At 70.7% G+C, this 15,667-nt stretch carries 15 protein-coding genes and 1 riboswitch; of the genes, 8 read left to right on the top strand and 7 right to left on the bottom strand.

What is annotated here, in order from left to right; genetic code table 11:
• The first annotated feature begins 45 nt into the window (after nucleotides 1-45).
• From JOE46_RS25000 to JOE46_RS25010, 3 genes are all read left to right on the top strand, one after another.
• Nucleotides 46-3,354 carry an error-prone DNA polymerase gene (locus JOE46_RS25000; protein WP_097210646.1) on the top strand — a complete coding sequence of 1,103 codons (3,309 nt, stop codon included), beginning with the start codon at nucleotides 46-48 and terminating at the stop codon, nucleotides 3,352-3,354.
• 72 nt (nucleotides 3,355-3,426) lie between these two features.
• Complete coding sequence (locus JOE46_RS25005; protein WP_097210426.1) at nucleotides 3,427-4,257, top strand: DUF4349 domain-containing protein; 831 nt, start codon at nucleotides 3,427-3,429, stop codon at nucleotides 4,255-4,257.
• Between the two features lie 87 nt (nucleotides 4,258-4,344).
• Nucleotides 4,345-5,982: an FAD-dependent oxidoreductase gene (locus JOE46_RS25010; RefSeq protein ID WP_097210427.1), complete on the top strand. Its 1,638-nt coding sequence runs from the start codon at nucleotides 4,345-4,347 to the stop codon at nucleotides 5,980-5,982.
• On the opposite strand, the gene JOE46_RS25015 is transcribed toward JOE46_RS25010, so the two are convergent.
• The 5 genes from JOE46_RS25015 to JOE46_RS25035 all read right to left on the bottom strand — a co-directional run bounded on the left by JOE46_RS25015 (nucleotide 5,983) and on the right by JOE46_RS25035 (nucleotide 9,862).
• Nucleotides 5,983-6,447 (bottom strand): hypothetical protein, encoded by a 465-nt coding sequence (locus JOE46_RS25015; protein WP_245221166.1) that lies wholly within the window; start codon nucleotides 6,445-6,447, stop codon nucleotides 5,983-5,985.
• A gap of 93 nt (nucleotides 6,448-6,540) precedes the next feature.
• Nucleotides 6,541-7,404 (bottom strand): ABC transporter ATP-binding protein, encoded by an 864-nt coding sequence (locus tag JOE46_RS25020; protein WP_097210428.1) that lies wholly within the window; start codon nucleotides 7,402-7,404, stop codon nucleotides 6,541-6,543.
• Entirely contained in the window at nucleotides 7,397-8,167 is a 771-nt protein-coding gene (locus JOE46_RS25025; RefSeq protein WP_097210429.1) for an ABC transporter permease, read from the bottom strand. Before JOE46_RS25025 ends, JOE46_RS25020 begins: the two co-directional genes overlap by 8 nt.
• Nucleotides 8,145-9,167 carry an ABC transporter substrate-binding protein gene (locus JOE46_RS25030; RefSeq protein ID WP_373560227.1) on the bottom strand — a complete coding sequence of 341 codons (1,023 nt, stop codon included), beginning with the start codon at nucleotides 9,165-9,167 and terminating at the stop codon, nucleotides 8,145-8,147. The genes JOE46_RS25025 and JOE46_RS25030 overlap by 23 nt, the downstream gene beginning before the upstream one ends.
• Entirely contained in the window at nucleotides 9,164-9,862 is a 699-nt protein-coding gene (locus JOE46_RS25035) for a TenA family protein (protein WP_245221167.1), read from the bottom strand. The genes JOE46_RS25030 and JOE46_RS25035 overlap by 4 nt, the downstream gene beginning before the upstream one ends.
• A gap of 104 nt (nucleotides 9,863-9,966) precedes the next feature.
• Nucleotides 9,967-10,063, bottom strand: a riboswitch (TPP riboswitch).
• Nucleotides 10,064-10,174: 111 nt separating this feature from the next.
• Here JOE46_RS25035 and JOE46_RS25040 point away from each other — a divergent pair.
• Together JOE46_RS25040 and JOE46_RS25045 are read left to right on the top strand one after the other, a co-directional pair.
• Entirely contained in the window at nucleotides 10,175-10,444 is a 270-nt protein-coding gene (locus tag JOE46_RS25040; protein WP_027501746.1) for a metal-sensitive transcriptional regulator, read from the top strand.
• Nucleotides 10,445-10,639: 195 nt separating this feature from the next.
• Nucleotides 10,640-11,767 (top strand): hypothetical protein, encoded by a 1,128-nt coding sequence (locus JOE46_RS25045; protein ID WP_257017076.1) that lies wholly within the window; start codon nucleotides 10,640-10,642, stop codon nucleotides 11,765-11,767.
• A 19-nt stretch (nucleotides 11,768-11,786) separates the two neighbouring features.
• Here the strand turns inward: JOE46_RS25045 and JOE46_RS25050 are convergent, their stop codons facing one another.
• The gene (locus tag JOE46_RS25050) at nucleotides 11,787-12,875 is read right to left on the bottom strand and encodes a TDT family transporter (RefSeq protein ID WP_209928755.1); all 1,089 of its coding nucleotides are present in this window, start codon (nucleotides 12,873-12,875) and stop codon (nucleotides 11,787-11,789) included.
• A 91-nt stretch (nucleotides 12,876-12,966) separates the two neighbouring features.
• Between JOE46_RS25050 and JOE46_RS25055 the strand changes: the two genes are divergently transcribed.
• The 3 genes from JOE46_RS25055 to JOE46_RS25065 are packed head-to-tail and all read left to right on the top strand — an operon-like array spanning nucleotide 12,967 to nucleotide 14,888.
• Complete coding sequence (locus JOE46_RS25055; protein WP_077040915.1) at nucleotides 12,967-13,854, top strand: LysR family transcriptional regulator; 888 nt, start codon at nucleotides 12,967-12,969, stop codon at nucleotides 13,852-13,854.
• 8 nt (nucleotides 13,855-13,862) lie between these two features.
• Entirely contained in the window at nucleotides 13,863-14,099 is a 237-nt protein-coding gene (locus JOE46_RS25060; RefSeq protein WP_097210649.1) for a DUF167 domain-containing protein, read from the top strand.
• 3 nt (nucleotides 14,100-14,102) lie between these two features.
• Nucleotides 14,103-14,888 (top strand): trans-aconitate 2-methyltransferase, encoded by a 786-nt coding sequence (locus tag JOE46_RS25065; protein WP_097210432.1) that lies wholly within the window; start codon nucleotides 14,103-14,105, stop codon nucleotides 14,886-14,888.
• Here the strand turns inward: JOE46_RS25065 and JOE46_RS25070 are convergent.
• Nucleotides 14,885-15,349, bottom strand: a complete 465-nt coding sequence (locus tag JOE46_RS25070; RefSeq protein WP_097210650.1) for a tRNA (cytidine(34)-2'-O)-methyltransferase — start codon at nucleotides 15,347-15,349, stop codon at nucleotides 14,885-14,887. The two genes, JOE46_RS25065 and JOE46_RS25070, sit on opposite strands and share 4 nt — an antisense overlap.
• Between the last annotated feature and the right edge of the window lie 318 nt (nucleotides 15,350-15,667).

Raw genomic sequence — 15,667 nt, forward strand, 5'->3', positions numbered from 1 at the left:
GACGCCGAATCCCCGGCGGCCGGATGCGCAGGGAAGGTGAACGCGATGGGCTGGGGAAACGGGCCTCCGACATGGTCGGAGATGGAGCGGGTGCTCTCCGGCAGGCCGGGACGGAACCCGCCGGAGGCGATGTACCCCGGCGACGGCAGCGACAGCCCGGCCTGGTCCCGCAAGCGCGGCGAGTACCGCGCCGGCCCGATCTCCCGGGACGAGACGCCGACCGTGCCGTACGCGGAGCTGCATGCGCACTCGGCCTTCAGCTTTCTCGACGGCGCGAGCCCGCCCGAGGAACTGGTAGAGGAGGCGGTCCGGCTGGGGCTCGAGGCGATCGCGCTGACCGACCACGACGGGCTCTACGGGGTGGTGCGGTTCGCGGAGGCGGCCAAGGAGCTGAACATGCGCACCGTCTTCGGTGCCGAATTGTCCCTGCCGTCACACGATGCGGACTCGGCCGGTTCGCGGACCGGGACGCCGGACCCGGGCGGCACTCATCTGTTGGTGCTGGCACGCGGGCGGGAGGGCTACCGGCGGCTGTCGCGGCAGCTCGCGGCGGCGCACCTGGCGGGCGGCGAAAAGGGCAAGCCGCGCTACGACCTGGACGCGCTGACCGAGGCGGCGGGTGGGCACTGGCAGATTCTCACCGGCTGTCGCAAGGGGCACGTGCGTATGGCGCTCGACTCCGGGGGCGCCTCGGCGGCGGAGGCGGAGCTGCGCGGACTGATCGAGAGGTTCGGCAGGGACCGGGTCGCCGTCGAGCTCACCCACCACGGCGTGGCCGAGGACGATGAACGCAACGGTGCGCTGGCCGAGCTCGCCAGGGCGGCGGGGCTGCCCGTCATCGCTTCCACCGCAGCGCATTTCGCCGGTCCGCCGCGCCGACGCCTGGCCATGGCGATGGCGGCGGTCCGCGCCAGGCAGAGCCTGGACGAGGCGGCCGGATGGCTGGGGCCGACCGGCGGCGCGCACCTGCGGTCCGGGGCGGAGATGTCCCGGCTGTTCGCCGCGCATCCCACCGCGGTGCCGGGCGCGGTCGAGCTGGGCCGCGAGTGTTCCTTCGACCTGCGGCTGATCGCGCCCGAGCTACCGCCGTTCGAGGTGCCCGAGGGGCACGACGAGAACAGCTGGCTGCGCGAACTGACGATGGTGGGCGCCCGGCGGCGCTACGGCACCCCCGAGCAGCGGCCAGACGCCTATCGGCAGATCGAGCACGAGCTGACGATCGTCGCCCAGTTGGGGTTCCCGGGGTATTTCCTCGTCGTGCACGACATCGTGTCCTTCTGCCACCGCAACGACATCCTCTGTCAGGGCAGGGGATCGGCGGCGAACTCGGCCGTCTGCTACGCGATCGGCATCACCAACGTCGACCCGGTCGGGAACAAGCTGCTGTTCGAGCGGTTCCTCTCGCCCGAACGAGACGGCCCACCCGACATCGACGTCGACATCGAATCGGATCGCCGTGAGGAGGCGATCCAGTACGTCTACAACCGCTACGGCCGCGCCTATGCGGCGCAGGTCGCGAACGTCATCACCTACCGCGGCAAGATGGCGGTGCGGGACATGGCTCGGGCACTTGGCTTCTCGCAGGGCCAGCAGGACGCGTGGAGCAAGCAGGTCAGCCGATGGACCGGCGTCTCTCAGGAGACCGATACCGACATCCCGCCCGCGGTGTTGGAGCTCGCGGGCCAGATCGAGGGCCTGCCCCGGCATCTCGGCATCCACTCCGGCGGCATGGTGATCTGCGACCGTCCGATCGCCGACGTGTGCCCGGTGGAATGGGCGCGGATGGAGAACCGGAGCGTTCTCCAGTGGGACAAGGACGACTGCGCGGCGGTGGGGCTGGTCAAGTTCGACATGCTCGGGCTCGGCATGCTCTCCGCGCTGCACTACATGATCGACCTGGTCGCCGAGCACAAGAATCTCGAGGTGGATCTGGCCAGGCTGGACCTGTCCGAGGAGGCGGTCTACGAGATGCTGCAGCGCGCCGATTCGGTCGGCGTGTTCCAGGTGGAATCCCGCGCCCAGATGGCCACCCTGCCGCGACTGAAGCCGCGCAACTTCTACGACCTGGTGGTGGAGGTGGCGCTGATCCGTCCCGGGCCCATCCAGGGCGGCTCGGTGCACCCGTACATCCGGCGCCGCAACGGGATCGAGCCGGTCACCTACGATCACCCGTCGCTGGAGAAGGCCCTGGCGCGGACCCTGGGGGTGCCGCTGTTCCAGGAACAGCTGATGCAGATGGCGGTCGACGTGGCCGGGTTCACCGCGGCCGAGGCCGACCAGTTGCGCCGGGCGATGGGGTCCAAGCGGTCGCCGGAGCGGATGGAACGGCTGCGCGGCCGGTTCTACGACGGGATGCGCGAACTGCACGGCGTCACAGGGGAGGTGGCGGACCGGATCTTCGAGAAGCTGTACGCCTTCGCGAATTTCGGCTTCCCGGAAAGCCATTCGCAGAGCTTCGCCGCGTTGGTGTTCTACTCGGCCTGGTTCAAGCTGCACCACCCGGCGGCCTTCTGCGCAGGCCTGCTGCGGGCCCAGCCGATGGGGTTCTACTCCCCGCAGTCGCTGGTCGCCGACGCCCGCAGGCACGGGGTCCGGGTGCACGGGCCGGACGTGAACGCCAGCCTGGCGCACGCCACGCTCGAGGGCGACGGACTGGAGGTCCGGCTGGGTCTCGGGGAGGTGCGGCACATCGGTTCGGCACTGGCGGAGAAGATCGTGGCGGCCAGGTGCGAGGGCGGTCCCTACACCTCTCTGCTCGACCTGACCGGTCGGGTGGAACTGACCACCCCGCAGGCGGAGTCGCTGGCCACCGCGGGCGCGCTCGGCTGTTTCTCCGGGTCGCGCAGGCAGGCGCTGTGGGCGGCGGGGGCGGCCGCGGGGGAGCGGCCGGGCCGGCTGCCGGGCATGGGTGCCTCCACCGTCGCGCCCACCCTGCCCGGGATGAGCGACGTCGAGCTCGCAGCCGCGGATGTGTGGGCGACCGGGGTCTCGCCGGACTCCTATCCCACCGAGTTCCTGCGCCCCCAGCTCGAGGCGCTGGGCGTGACCCCGGCATCGGGATTGCTGGCGGTGCCCGACGGCGACCGGGTGCTGGTCGGGGGAGCGGTCACCCACCGCCAGCGCCCGGCCACCGCGGGCGGAGTCACCTTCATCAACCTCGAGGACGAGACGGGGATGGTGAACGTGGTCTGCTCGGTGGGGCTGTGGGCCCGATACCGCACGCTCGCGCACACCGCGCCCGCGCTGCTGGTCCGAGGAAAGGTGCAGAACGCGGAGGGTGCGGTGACGGTGGTGGCGGACCGGCTGCAGCGGATGGACCTGCGGATGACGGGCAGGTCGAGGGATTTCCGGTGAACCGAACCGAGTGATCGCCGAGCGGCGTGTCGGAGTTCCGTCCGCCGGCGCCCACCGGCTTAGCATCCCGGTATGAAGGCTCCCGCGCTCGCCACGATCCTGATCCTGATCGCGTTGTTGGCGGGGTGCAGTGGCGGCGAACCCGAGCAGTCGCAGTCCGAGTCGCAGTCGTCGCTCGCGGCCGGTGCCGATGCCGGCACCGCACCCGATGCGAAGCTCGCCCCGGCGCCCGCGGAGGGCCTCGCCGAACGTCAGGAGGTCACCACCGGCACGGTCTCGCTCACTTCGGCCGATCCCGTCGACACCGGCCATGCCGTCGTGCGCATCGTCGAGGATGCGGGCGGACGGGTCGACGACCGGACCGAGCGGCCGCGGACCGACGACACCGAGCCGAGCAGTTCGCTGACGGTTCGGATCCCGGCGGACCGCCTCACCGCCACCCTCGACGAGATCTCGGACCTCGGCGAGGTGACCGGGGTGAGCGTCAGCAAGAGCGATGTCACCATGCAGACCCAGGATCTCGACGCGCGGATCGGTGCCCTGCAGGCCTCGGTCACGCGACTGCAGGGGCTGATCGTGACCGCCGCGAACACTGCGGATCTGATCGAAGCCGAGAACGCGCTCGCGGAGCGGCAGGCGGAACTCGACAGCCTCGTCGCGCAGCGGCGCGCGCTGTCCGACCAGGTCGAGCTCGCGACCATCTCGATCGACATCACCACCGACGGGCCGGACAGCGCGGACCCGGACAGCTTCTTGGACGGCGTCGTGGCCGGGTGGCACGCGCTGCTGTCCGCGCTGCACGGACTGATCGTCTTCCTCGGCCGGGCCGTCCCCTGGATTGGCTTCGCCGCGCTGGTCGTCCTCGTCGGGTACGCCGTCGTGCGGCTGGTACGCAGGCGCTGACCCCCGGCGTCCCGGTGTGGCCGGTCACGTCCACGGCCGAACAGATACCCTAGGGGGTATAATTTGGGTCGACTGAGAGGAGTCGCAGTGAAGGTCGTCATCGTGGGTGGGGTCGCCGGAGGTATGTCCGCCGCGACCAGGTTGCGTCGCCTGGACGAGGAGGCGGAGATCGTCGTCTTCGAGCGCGGTGCGCACGTGTCGTTCGCGAACTGCGGGCTGCCCTACTACGCGGGAGGGGTGATCGAGGACCGGGAGGCGCTGCTGCTGCAGACCCCGGAGAGCCTTGCCGCCCGGTTCCGGCTCGACGTCCGGGTGCGCAGCGAGGTGGTCGCAGTCGACCCCGTCGCCGGGACGGTCACCGTCCGCGATCTGCGGACCGGCGACGAGACCGTGGAGCCGTACGACTCGCTGGTGCTCAGCCCCGGCGCGAGCCCCATCGTCCCCGACATCGAGGGCGTGGGGCGCGCGCTGGTCCTGCGCGACGTCGAGGACGTGGACCGGTTGGTCGGCGCGCTCGATGCCGACGCCCGCACCGCGGTGATCGTCGGGGCCGGGTTCATCGGCGTCGAACTCGCCGAGAACCTGCGACGCCGAGGACTCGAGGTCACCGTCGTCGAGCTGGCCGACCAGGTGCTGGCCCCACTCGATCCCGAGATGGCGTCGCCGGTCGCGGATGAGCTGCGCGGCAACGGCGTCCGGCTCGAGCTCGGCACCCAGGTGACCGGAATCGGCGCGGACGCCGTGACCCTCGCCGACGGCAGGCTGGTCCCGGCCGACATCGTCGTGATGGCGATCGGCGTGCGGCCGGAGACAGCGCTGGCCGTCGGCGCGGGCATCGAGATCGGGCCCCGCGGCGGCATCGTGGTCGACGAGAGCATGCGCACCTCCGCGGCGGGGGTCTACGCGGTCGGCGATGCGGTCGAGAAGACCGACGCGCTCACCGGCGGCGCCGGATTGGTCCCGCTGGCGAACCCCGCGAATCGGCAGGGCCGGCTGGTCGCGGACGTGATCGCGGGCAGGCCGGTGAGGGCGCGTCCCGTTGTCGGCACCGCGATCGTCGGGGTGTTCTCGCTGATGGTGGCCGCGGTGGGCTGGAACGAGAAGCGGTTGCGCGCCGCGGGCCGCGGGTATCGGGCCATCCACACACACCCGCAGTCGCACGCCGGCTATTACCCGGGCGCGCAGGGCATGTCGCTCAAGCTGCTCGTCGACCCGGACACCGACGCGATCCTCGGTGCCCAGGGCGTCGGCGGTGACGGTGTGGACAAGCGCATCGACGTGATCGCCACCGCCATGGTCGGCGGCCTCACCGCCGCCGAACTGGCGGACCTCGAACTGGCATACGCGCCGCAGTTCGGTTCCGCGAAGGACCCGGTGAACATGCTCGGCTACGTCGCCGACAACCTGCGCACCGGCACCACCACCACGGTGCAGTGGCACGAGCTGCCCGCGCTGGTCGAGGCCGGTGCGGTGCTGGTGGACGTGCGCACCCCTGCCGAGTTCGCGTTGGGCTCGATCCCCGGCGCGGTCAACATCGAGCTAGACCAGTTGCGCTCGCGCGCAGCCGAATTGCCGGAGGGCGAGCTGATCGCGGTCTGCCAGGTCGGCCAGCGCGGCCACACGGCGACCCAGCTGCTGCGTCAGCTCGGGCGCAGGGTGCGCAACCTGGACGGCGGCTATCGCACCTGGCAGGCCGGGCGGACGCCAGTCGCCGAGTTGGTCTAGCTAGCTCTCGTCGTCGGTGGGTGCCCGGCCGGTGTCGCCGGTCGGGGGCTCGTCCGTGGAGTCTGCCGAGGCTGCGGAGTCGGAGGCATCGGCGGTGTCCTCGTCGAGCACGCTCACCGTCACCCCGTACGGCAGGAACCGCACCAGTCGCCTCGGGTCGGTGTTGTTCTTGTGAATCCGCAGTGCCTCGAGCTCCGTCGCGAACACCTGGTCCACCCGGGCGGACCCGTCCTCGTCCACGGTGTAGATGGCCCACACGCCGTCGCCGGCATCACCCGTGGTCTCCGGCCGCGGTCGGGGCCACGACGTGCTGGTTCCCACATTGAACGAGTGCGAGTAGGGGATGCCCGCATCGTCGAGGAACCTGCCGAATTTCTCGGCCGCGTCGCGCAGTCCCGCACTGGCCTCGCGGGCGATGCGCTCGATGTCTTCCGGATCGATGCCGAACGGTCCCCTGCTACCCATGGCAATTCTCCTGCGGTGTCGCCCCGGCTCGTCGTCGACCCGGGATTCAACTCCAGTGTGGCCGCAGCGCGTCGGTGGCGCCAGGCCCGCGGGTCATCGAGGCGCGGACTCCTGTTCGGCGAGCGCGCGGCGCGACTCCTCGTGCAGCACCTCCAGCAGCTCCTGCTCCAGAGCGACGAACTCCGGCGAGGTGACGACGGACAGCTCCCGAGGCCGCGGCAGGTTCACCCGCACCTCCCGGCGCACGGTGGCGGGCCGGGCCGACAGCACGATCACCCGATCGGAGAGGTAGACCGCCTCACGGATGTCGTGCGTGATCATCAGGACCATCCACCGGTACCGCTGCCACACCTGCTGCAGCCAGTCCTGCATCTCGGTGCGGGTCAGCGAATCGAGCGCACCGAACGGCTCGTCGAGCAGCAGCAGCTCGCGGTCCTGGACGACCGTGCGCAGCATCGCGGCTCGTTGGCGCATCCCGCCCGACAGCTGGAACGGGCGGGCGTCCTCGAACCCGGACAGGCCGAAGATCGGGAACAGCTCGCGGGCGCGGCGCCTGGCCTCCCGCTTGTCGATCCCCTGCACCTCGAGCCCGAGCGCGGTGTTGTCGAGGACCGTTCGCCACGGGAACAGCAGGTCCTTCTGCGGCATGTATGCGCTGTGCGGGGTTCCCGACGCGGCCCCGTCGCCGACCAGCACCCGGCCCGAGTCCGGCGAGTCCAGCCCGGCGAGGATGTTGAACACCGTGCTCTTGCCGCAGCCGCTCGGGCCGATGACGGAGACGAACTCGCCTGGGGCGGCGTCGAAGGACACCCGGTCCAGCACGAGGCGCGAACCGGTGCCGTGTCGACGGGCGGCACCGCCGCCGAGTCGATGGGCGGCACCGCCGCCGCGCCCGGGCAGCGGATACGACTTGGTGATCGCCTCGAGCGAGATCCTCGATCCCCGTGCCTCAGCCATGGCCGTGCTCCATCCGGGACCACGGGGCAACGACCCGCTCCACCGCGAACGTGAGCAGGTAGAGGGCGATGCTGATGACGGCGGTGATCAGCACCGCCGCCAGCACCAGGTCGGTACGGAACGAGTTCTTCTGCAGGCTCATGTAGATGCCGAGTCCCTTACTGGCCCCGACGTACTCGGCGAACACCGCCCCGACGACGGCGTAGGTGATGCCGATTCGCAGCGCGGTGAAGAACCGCGGCAGCGCGGACGGCAGCCGGACGTACCGGAACACCTGCCAGCGCGTGGCGCGCATGCTGCGCAGCAACGCGCCTGCCTCCCGTTCGGTCGAGGCGAACCCCTCGATCAGCCCGATCGCCATAGGGAAGAAGGTGGCCAGCGCGATCACCAGGACCTTCGGCAGCAGGCCGAACCCGAACCAGATGATCATCAGTGGGGCTATCGCGATGATCGGCAGCGTCTGCGAGGCCACGAACAACGGCACGAACGCGCGGCGCAACCACGGCGAGAAATCCACCAGGATCGCCAGCGCCCACGCCAGGACCAGCGACACCGAGAACCCGATCAGGGTCACCGTCAGCGTGGCGCCCGCGTGCACGGCGATCTCCTCGCGGTGCCCCCAGCCCTGCTGCGCGACGCGCACCGGTGACGGCAACAGTTGCGGACGGATCCCGCTGACATCGACATAGATCTGCCAGGCGACGACCAGCGCCGCCACCACCACCAGGGCGGGGGTCAGTCTACGAAGGGCCGAGGTAGTCATTGGTGAAGTACGTCGACCAGTCGGGTTCGGTGGTCAACGTGTTGCCGTCCGGGCCGGCGAGCAGTCCGTGCTGGTAGAGGAATTCGGAGTTGCCTGCCCATTGCGGCAGGGTCTGGGTGCCGACCTTCCCGGCCGCGTCCTTCATGTACTGCGAGGCGAGCATCCGCTGGCTCTCGACCACCAGTGACTCGTCGTTGAAGGCGCCCGGGTTGGCCTCGACGAGCATCTTCGCGGCCTCGTCCGGGTTGTCAGCGGCGAACTGGTAGCCCCGCTGTAGCGCCTGGACGAACTTGCGGGCCTGCTCGGGGTGCGATGCGAGCCAGTCCTCGTTGCCGTCGACCACGATGGCGTAGGCGTCGGGGAACCCGTAGTCGGTGTAGCGGAAGTACCGCATCGGGGTGCCCGCGTGCTCGGCCTCGATGCCCTCCCATGCGAAGTACGAGACGGTGAAGTCGGCCTTGCCCGAGTAGACGGCGTCGTACGCGGACGTGCCGAGGGTGACCGAGTTGAAATCGCCGGTGCCGCCGTCGTTTCGGATCACCTGGCGGAGCGTCTCGTTCTCTCCCGGATCGCCGAACCCGGCGTAGGTCTTGCCGTCGAGGTCCTTGGGGCTGACGATGTCGGCCCGGTCGGCGCGGACGCCGATCGCGGTCGCCCAGTGCTGCAGCGGCGCCAGGACAGAGATGGTGTGCGCGCCGGAGGCGCGGGAGAACGTCGACGCGTCGTGGGTGCTGATCCCGAACTCGGCGTTGCCTGCGTCGACGAGGGTGTCTACCGCGGTGTTGTTGTACGGCAACACCTCCACGTCCAGCCCGGCGTCGGCGAAGTACCCCTGCTGCTGCGCAACGAAGAGCCCGGTGTGGTTGGTGTTCGGGGTCCAGTCGAGGGCGAACCGGATGGTCTCCCCGGAATCGGTGTCGGAGCCACACGCGGTGAGCAACGACAGCGAGGACAGCGCGACGACGGCGCCCGCGAGCGCGCGGCGGATCCGGGCGCTCACGGCGCGGGCCAGGGCTGCGGGTGGAGCGCGGTGTCCCAGAACAGGAGTTCGTACCGCGTCGCGACGGTGAACGCCTCGACCATCGCCTCGCGCTCGCCCGGGGTGGCGGCGGCCGCGGCCGCGTCGACCAGGGTGCGGGCGGTCGCCGCGGCCGTCTGGAACTCCTCGGCGTCGTAGGTGGACACCCACTGCGCGTAGGGATGTCCGGGATCGGCGGCCAGCACCTTCGCCGCGCTCGCGGCCAGGTCGCGCCCGACCTCGGCGTAGATCCAGAAGCACGGCAGGATCGCCGCCGCCGCGACCGGGTACGGCTCGGTGGCCGCCGCCGCGATCAGGTACGAGACGTAGCCGAGGCAGGTCGGGGAGTGGCGGGCTTCCTGCTCGGCGGGCGGCAGCACACCGCCCGACAGCAGGTCCTCGTGCAGCGAGGTCTCGACCACGGCCGCGCTGGCGGCGGAGGTGGCCCAGAAGGCGGCGGACGCCGGGTCGGGTGCCCGCGAGGCGAGGACGGCCAGCGCCTTGGCGTACCCGCTCAGGTACAGCGAGTCCTGCTCGACGTAGAAGCGGAAGACATCCAGCGGCAGGCTGCCGTCGCCCAGACGGCGCAGGAACTCCAACTCGTCGATCGCGACGCGCAGCGCCTTGGTGTGATCCCAGAGGTGTTCGGTGAAGCGGTCAGTTCGAGCGACCTGCAAGCAGTCGCCAGCGGTGTTGTTTCGAGCGACCTGCAAGCAGTCGCCAGCGGTGTTGTTTCGAGCGACCTGCAAGCAGTCGCCAGCGGTGCCCCCCGTGGTGGGCGTATGCGAAACCATGACATCCCTTCGTCAGCATTACCTGGCCAGGTTCTCGGGTCTGCTCTCAGCCCCGCGACTTGCGGAGCACCCCGTGTCTCAACACGGCTGACATTAGCATCCGTGCAGGCCAGGGCCGCACCCGCCCGCGTTCACATACCCCGGCGGGTACCATTGGAGTCGACGGATCCGGACGTGAGAGCAGGGAGTGGCGCAATGACGGGTGACGAGGAGAGCATCGCGTTGGTGCTCAACAGGCTGCGGCGCGCGCAGGGCCAACTGGCGGGCGTCATCTCGATGATCGAGAGCGGCCGCGACTGCAAGGACGTGGTGACCCAGCTCGCCGCGGTCTCGCGTGCGTTGGACCGCGCCGGCTTCAAGATCGTCGCTACCGGCCTGCGCGATTGCCTGTCCGGAACCAACCGGGACAACCAGGAGCCGATGACCGAGGCGGAGCTCGAGAAGCTCTTCCTGGCGTTGGCCTGACGCCTGGCCGCGCCACCGGCGGTCCGCCGGACCCCGAACGCCCGCTCGGGCGTCGTAAAGAAATGGGAACCGGGCGCTCTTGCCGTCGTGTCGCAACGCCCACCTGAACGTCGGCATAGCAAGATGTAACCCGGCCGCGCGCTGAATGATTCGGCGCGCGGGCGGTGATCTGTTCATACCGAATGAGGTGTTGGCGTGTCCGTGGGAATTGGGCTCAGGGTGGGCAGCATCGTGTCGCACACGGTGATCGCGTCGAACGGCGTGGGAACCCCGGACCCCATAGTCATCGTCCGCGACACGGTGCTGCATGTTGGCTCGGATGGGAGCACCGTGCTCGGCGGTGTCGGACAGGACGGTGGGACGGAGCACACGCTGTCCGGGTTCCTGTCGAGAGTGGGCGACCCCGAGGGGGTCGCGGCGAGCGACGGCACCCGCTATCGGGCGGAGGACGTGGTCGCGACGGCGATCAGCAGCCTGTTGCACGAGTGTGAGCCGCTGCCGGACCACGGTGGTCGGGACGGCGGCACGCCGCACGTCTGGGCGACCTACCCGTCCAACTGGGATTCCGAGTCCGTGGCGGACCTCCGCGAATCGCTCGACTACGGCGGCATGCCGCAGATCACGCTGGTGTCCGACGCCGAGGCGACGTGTGCCTGGTTCGAATCCGAGGTCGCGGAGACACCGGGCCAGCTGATCGGGACGTATCACGCGGACGACGCGGGAACGACCGTGAGCCTGGTGCGCTCGGGTGTCCTGGTCGGTCGCTCCTTCCGGTTCCCCGCGGGCAGCGGGACGTCGCCGACCGCGCAGCTCTCCACCGCGCTCGGGGCCTTCGGGTGGTTGCCCTCGAACCTCGACGCCGTGATCGTGACCGGGGACGGACTGGTGGCGCGGGACACGGTTGCCATGAAGGGCGTCGCGACCGCGCTGACCGACCGGCTCGGCGTGCACAGCGTGGTGGGCCCGGGTCCGGAGCAGGCCGCCGCGCTGGGTGCGGCGATCCTGGCCGCCGGATTCCAGACCCCGGCGATGGCGATCCGACGGATCGGCCTGCCGCCGTCGTATGACGTCACCGAGGTGATCAGCGCGATCCCGGGTTCGGTGCGCGAGGTGACCGACGCCCACGAACGTTCGAGCCTGCTCACCGCATCCGCGGTCGGGGCGATCCAGGCCGTTCGGGAGGGCGACGCGGACGCAGATCCCGACGGCGACGCGGACGCGGATGCACCCTCGGGAGGTGGCAGGCCGGTGATGCTGGCCGGCGCGCTCGCGCTCATCGCGGCGGTCGCCCTGATCGGTGCGGTGCTGGTGTTCCTGCTCTGACGCCGCGCGACGGCGGGGCTCAGGGGGCGGGGACGAACAGTGCCCTCGTCCACACCCCGCGCGCGGTGTTCGCGGCGACCACGGCCCAGATGGCGAGCAGCGATGCGAGCAGGGCCACGGAAAACCACTGGACGGCAACGGAATCGGTTGCGATCCCCAGCGCTCCCGCGCCGACGGCGCAGGCACCGAGCGGGAAGGTGAAGCTCCACCAGCTCATCGAGAACCGGAGCCCGTGGCCCGCGGCCCGTGCGGTGAGCAGACACGCGTAGCCGAGGACCAGCGCGCCCACACCCGCCATCGCGGTGCCGTAGGCGATGCCGAACGCGCGGAGCCCGGCGGCCGCGCCGGACGAGACCGTGGTGTCGGAGACCCGTCCGAGCAGGTTCGCGGCGGCGATCGACTGCCCGATGATGCCCAGCGGGATCCACATGGTCGGGATGGCCTGCACGGCGGGCAGCCCGGTGCGGGCGAGATGCCGGATCACCACCGCCATCGTCACGACGGCCGCGGTCAGGGCCATCGCGAAAAGGGCGTAGCAGCCGATCAGCATGGCGAGCCGGGCCTGGCCCTCCGGCAGGTGGGGGATGAGCGCGGCCCCGGTGGTGGCGGACACCATCGGCGGCACCACCGGCATCAGCCACACGGGACCGGGAGTGCCGCCGGACAACATGCGCGGCGGCACGACGACGGCCGCGGTGACCCCGGCCACGGTGCCGAGCGCCCACAGGACCGCGGCGACCACGATGGCGGACGGGCCGAAGATCTCGGTGCCGACGGCCGCGGTGCCCGCGCCGACGGTCAGCACGGCCATCGGCAGTGCGCCGTAGAAGGGCGCCATCGCCGGATTGCGGGCGTAGCCGAGTGCCTGCTCGCGATGGCGCACCCAGTGGGTCGCGAATGCGACCGAGAGCAGCAGCAACGCGGCGGTCGCCAGCACCCAGAACCCCCGCGCGATCGAGTCGCGGCCCGGCAGATCTACCGGGAGCGAGGCCGCGCCCACCGCGATGATCCCGGTGCCCATCACCACCGCGAACCAGTTCGGCGTCAGGTGCGCCAACGCGGGGCTGCGGCGGGCGGTTGTGGCGGGGGCGGGGGCGGTCGTGAGCATGATTAAAGACTGCCGTCCGGACGTCGGCGCCGGTAGACGGCTTGTGGTTGGCTTGTCACAACTTCAGGTTGTGGCGGCCTATTCTGTTGGTATGCCGTTGTCCCCGCGTGTCCCCGAACTCGCCGCCCTCGACGTCCTGGTCTCCGTCGCCCGGCTCGGCAGCATGGGGGCCGCGGGTCGCGAACACGGACTCAGCCAACAGGCCGTCAGCGCCCGGATCCGCTCGGCCGAACGGCTGCTCGGGATCAGGGTGTTCGACCGCGCCACCACCGGCGTCACCCCGACCTACGAGGGCGGGCTCGTGCTGGAGTGGGCGGCGGGCACGCTCGCCGCCGCCGAGGAGCTGGCGTCGGGGATCTCGGCGCTGCGCGGCGAGCGCGAGGCCAACCTGACGGTGGCGGCGAGCATGACGATCGCCGAGTACCTGGTGCCGGGCTGGACGGTGACCATGCGGCGCAAGAACCCGACCGTGGTGACCTCGGTGCGGCTGCTGAACTCGACCGACGTCGCGGCACAGGTGCTGGCGGGGGAGGCGGACCTCGGCTTCGTGGAGGGGCCGGACGTGCCGGCCGGACTCCATGCGCGGGAGGTGGCGCGCGACGAGTTGGTGGTGGTCGTCCCTCCCGGGCACCCGTGGGCGAGCGCGGCGCCCATCACCCCGATCGAACTCGCCAGGACACCGTTGATCCAGCGCGAGTTCGGTTCGGGGACAAGGAACACGCTCGAGAACGCCGTACCCGGGTGCGTGGACCCGCTGCTCGAGCTCACCTCGTGCACGGCGGTCAAGGCCGCCGTCGTCGCGGGCAACGCGCCCGCCGTGGTGTCCTCGCTGGCGGTGGCGGCGGACCTGACGGACGGACGACTGGTGTCCGTCGAGGTGCAGGGCCTTCGGCTGCCGCGCCGGCTGCTCGCGGTGTGGTCCGCTGATCGCGGCCTGCGCGGGCCCGCCCGCGACTTCCTCGACATCGCGGCGGGGTGAGGGCGCCGGTGTCCGGACCCCGCGTCGTCGCCGCGCAGATCAAGCCGAACAGCAAGAAGGGGCCGCTGGTCGAGGTCCTCGAGGACGGCACCCTGCTGCTGTACGTGCGCGCACCGGCGGTGGAGGGCAAGGCCAACAAGGCCGCCGAGGAGTTGCTCGCCGCGCATCTGGGCCTGCCGAAGAGGTCTGTGCGGCTGATATCCGGGCAAACCTCCCGCCACAAGCGCTTCGAGGTGCAGGATTGACCCGTGTCCGAATGGGACGGTGAGGGGTACGCAGAGGTCAGTGGCCTGCAGCGGACGCTGGCCGAGAGGTCGCTGTCCGGTCTCGAGCTGACCGGCACCGAGCGTCTGCTCGACGTCGGGTGCGGCGACGGGTTCATCACGCTCGCCCTGGCCCGGCGGTTGCCGCGGGGGTCGGTGGTCGGTGTCGACGTCTCGGCGAAAATGATCGACAAGGCCCGGTCGAGGCCGGTGCCCGATGGGGCGTCCGCGACCTTCCTCGTCGCGGACGCGCGCGAGCTGCCGTTCGAGGACGAGTTCGACGTCGTGGTCTCGTTCAACGCGCTGCACTGGGTGAGCGAGCAGCGCCGGGCGCTGGCCGGCATCGCCCGCGCCGCGCACCCCAGCGCGCGGGGGATCATCCAGATGGTGTGCGCGAGCGAGCGGCCGAGCCTCGAGTCGGTGGCCATGCGCGTGTGCCGGGAGCAGGCGTGGGCCGCCTCGTTCGCCGAGTTCGAGGCGCCGTTCACCCACGTCGACCCTGCCGCCTATCCGGAGCTGGCCGCGTCGGCCGGCCTCGTCGTGACCGACCTGCGGACCTCGGATCTCGACTGGGACTTCGGATCGCGGGACGAGTTCTCCCGCTGGTGCGCGGTGGGTTTCGCGGCCTGGACCGCCCGGCTGGACGAAGACCGGGTGCCGCGGTTCGTCGACGACGTGGTGCGCGCCTACGAGGAGGTCTCGGGCGGTCCCGGCCTGTTCCGGTTCACCCAGATGCGGGTGGCGTTCGCCGTGGCGACCGGGCCACGCTAGCTCCCGCCCGCGAAGCCGTGCTGGCGCCAGGCCTCGTACACGACGACGGCCGCGGCATTGGACAGGTTGAGCGAGCGCCTGCCCGGGACCATCGGGATCCGCAGCTGGGCGGTGACGTGCGGGTCCGCGAGCACCTCTGCCGACAGCCCGGTCGGCTCGGGGCCGAACAGCAGCACGTCGCCCGGTTGGTACTCGACGTCCGCGAACGAGGTCTGCCCGTGCGCGGTGAACGCGTACACCCGCTCGGGTGCCAGCGCGGCCCACGCCGCCTCGAGGTTCTCGTGCACGGTCACCGAGGCCAGGTCGTGGTAGTCCAGGCCCGCCCGGCGCAGCTTCGGCTCGGACAGGTCGAAGCCGAGCGGACCGACCAGGTGCAGCTCGCACCCGGTGCCCGCGACAAGTCGGATCGCGTTGCCGGTATTCGGTGGGATGCGAGGCTCGTGGAACATCAATCGGAACACAACATCGGTACGGTACTCGCATGTCGCACCGCCCATGAACAACGGTCGTGATGTCGGCAGCTGCGGTCGTCGCGGGCCGCGGATGAGTCGACCTCACCTATCGACCATGACAGAGAATCATGCAGTGGTGGGTCGGCACGCGCGTATGGCCACCAAGTCGCCAGCGAATGATCTCGTCTCTTTCGCCGGATCGATTCCGAGCCCAATGTGATGACGCCGTCCTCGAAGTCGAGGGCGGTGATCACCAATGGCGGGCCCGACTGGGCTTCACGCGGACTGGATTGGTTGACAGAGGTACTCACCCAAGACTCTGGTGGC

This window comes from Rhodococcus sp. PvR099 (assembly GCF_017833315.1).
GTDB classification, from domain to species: Bacteria; Actinomycetota; Actinomycetes; order Mycobacteriales; family Mycobacteriaceae; genus Rhodococcus_G; species Rhodococcus_G oryzae.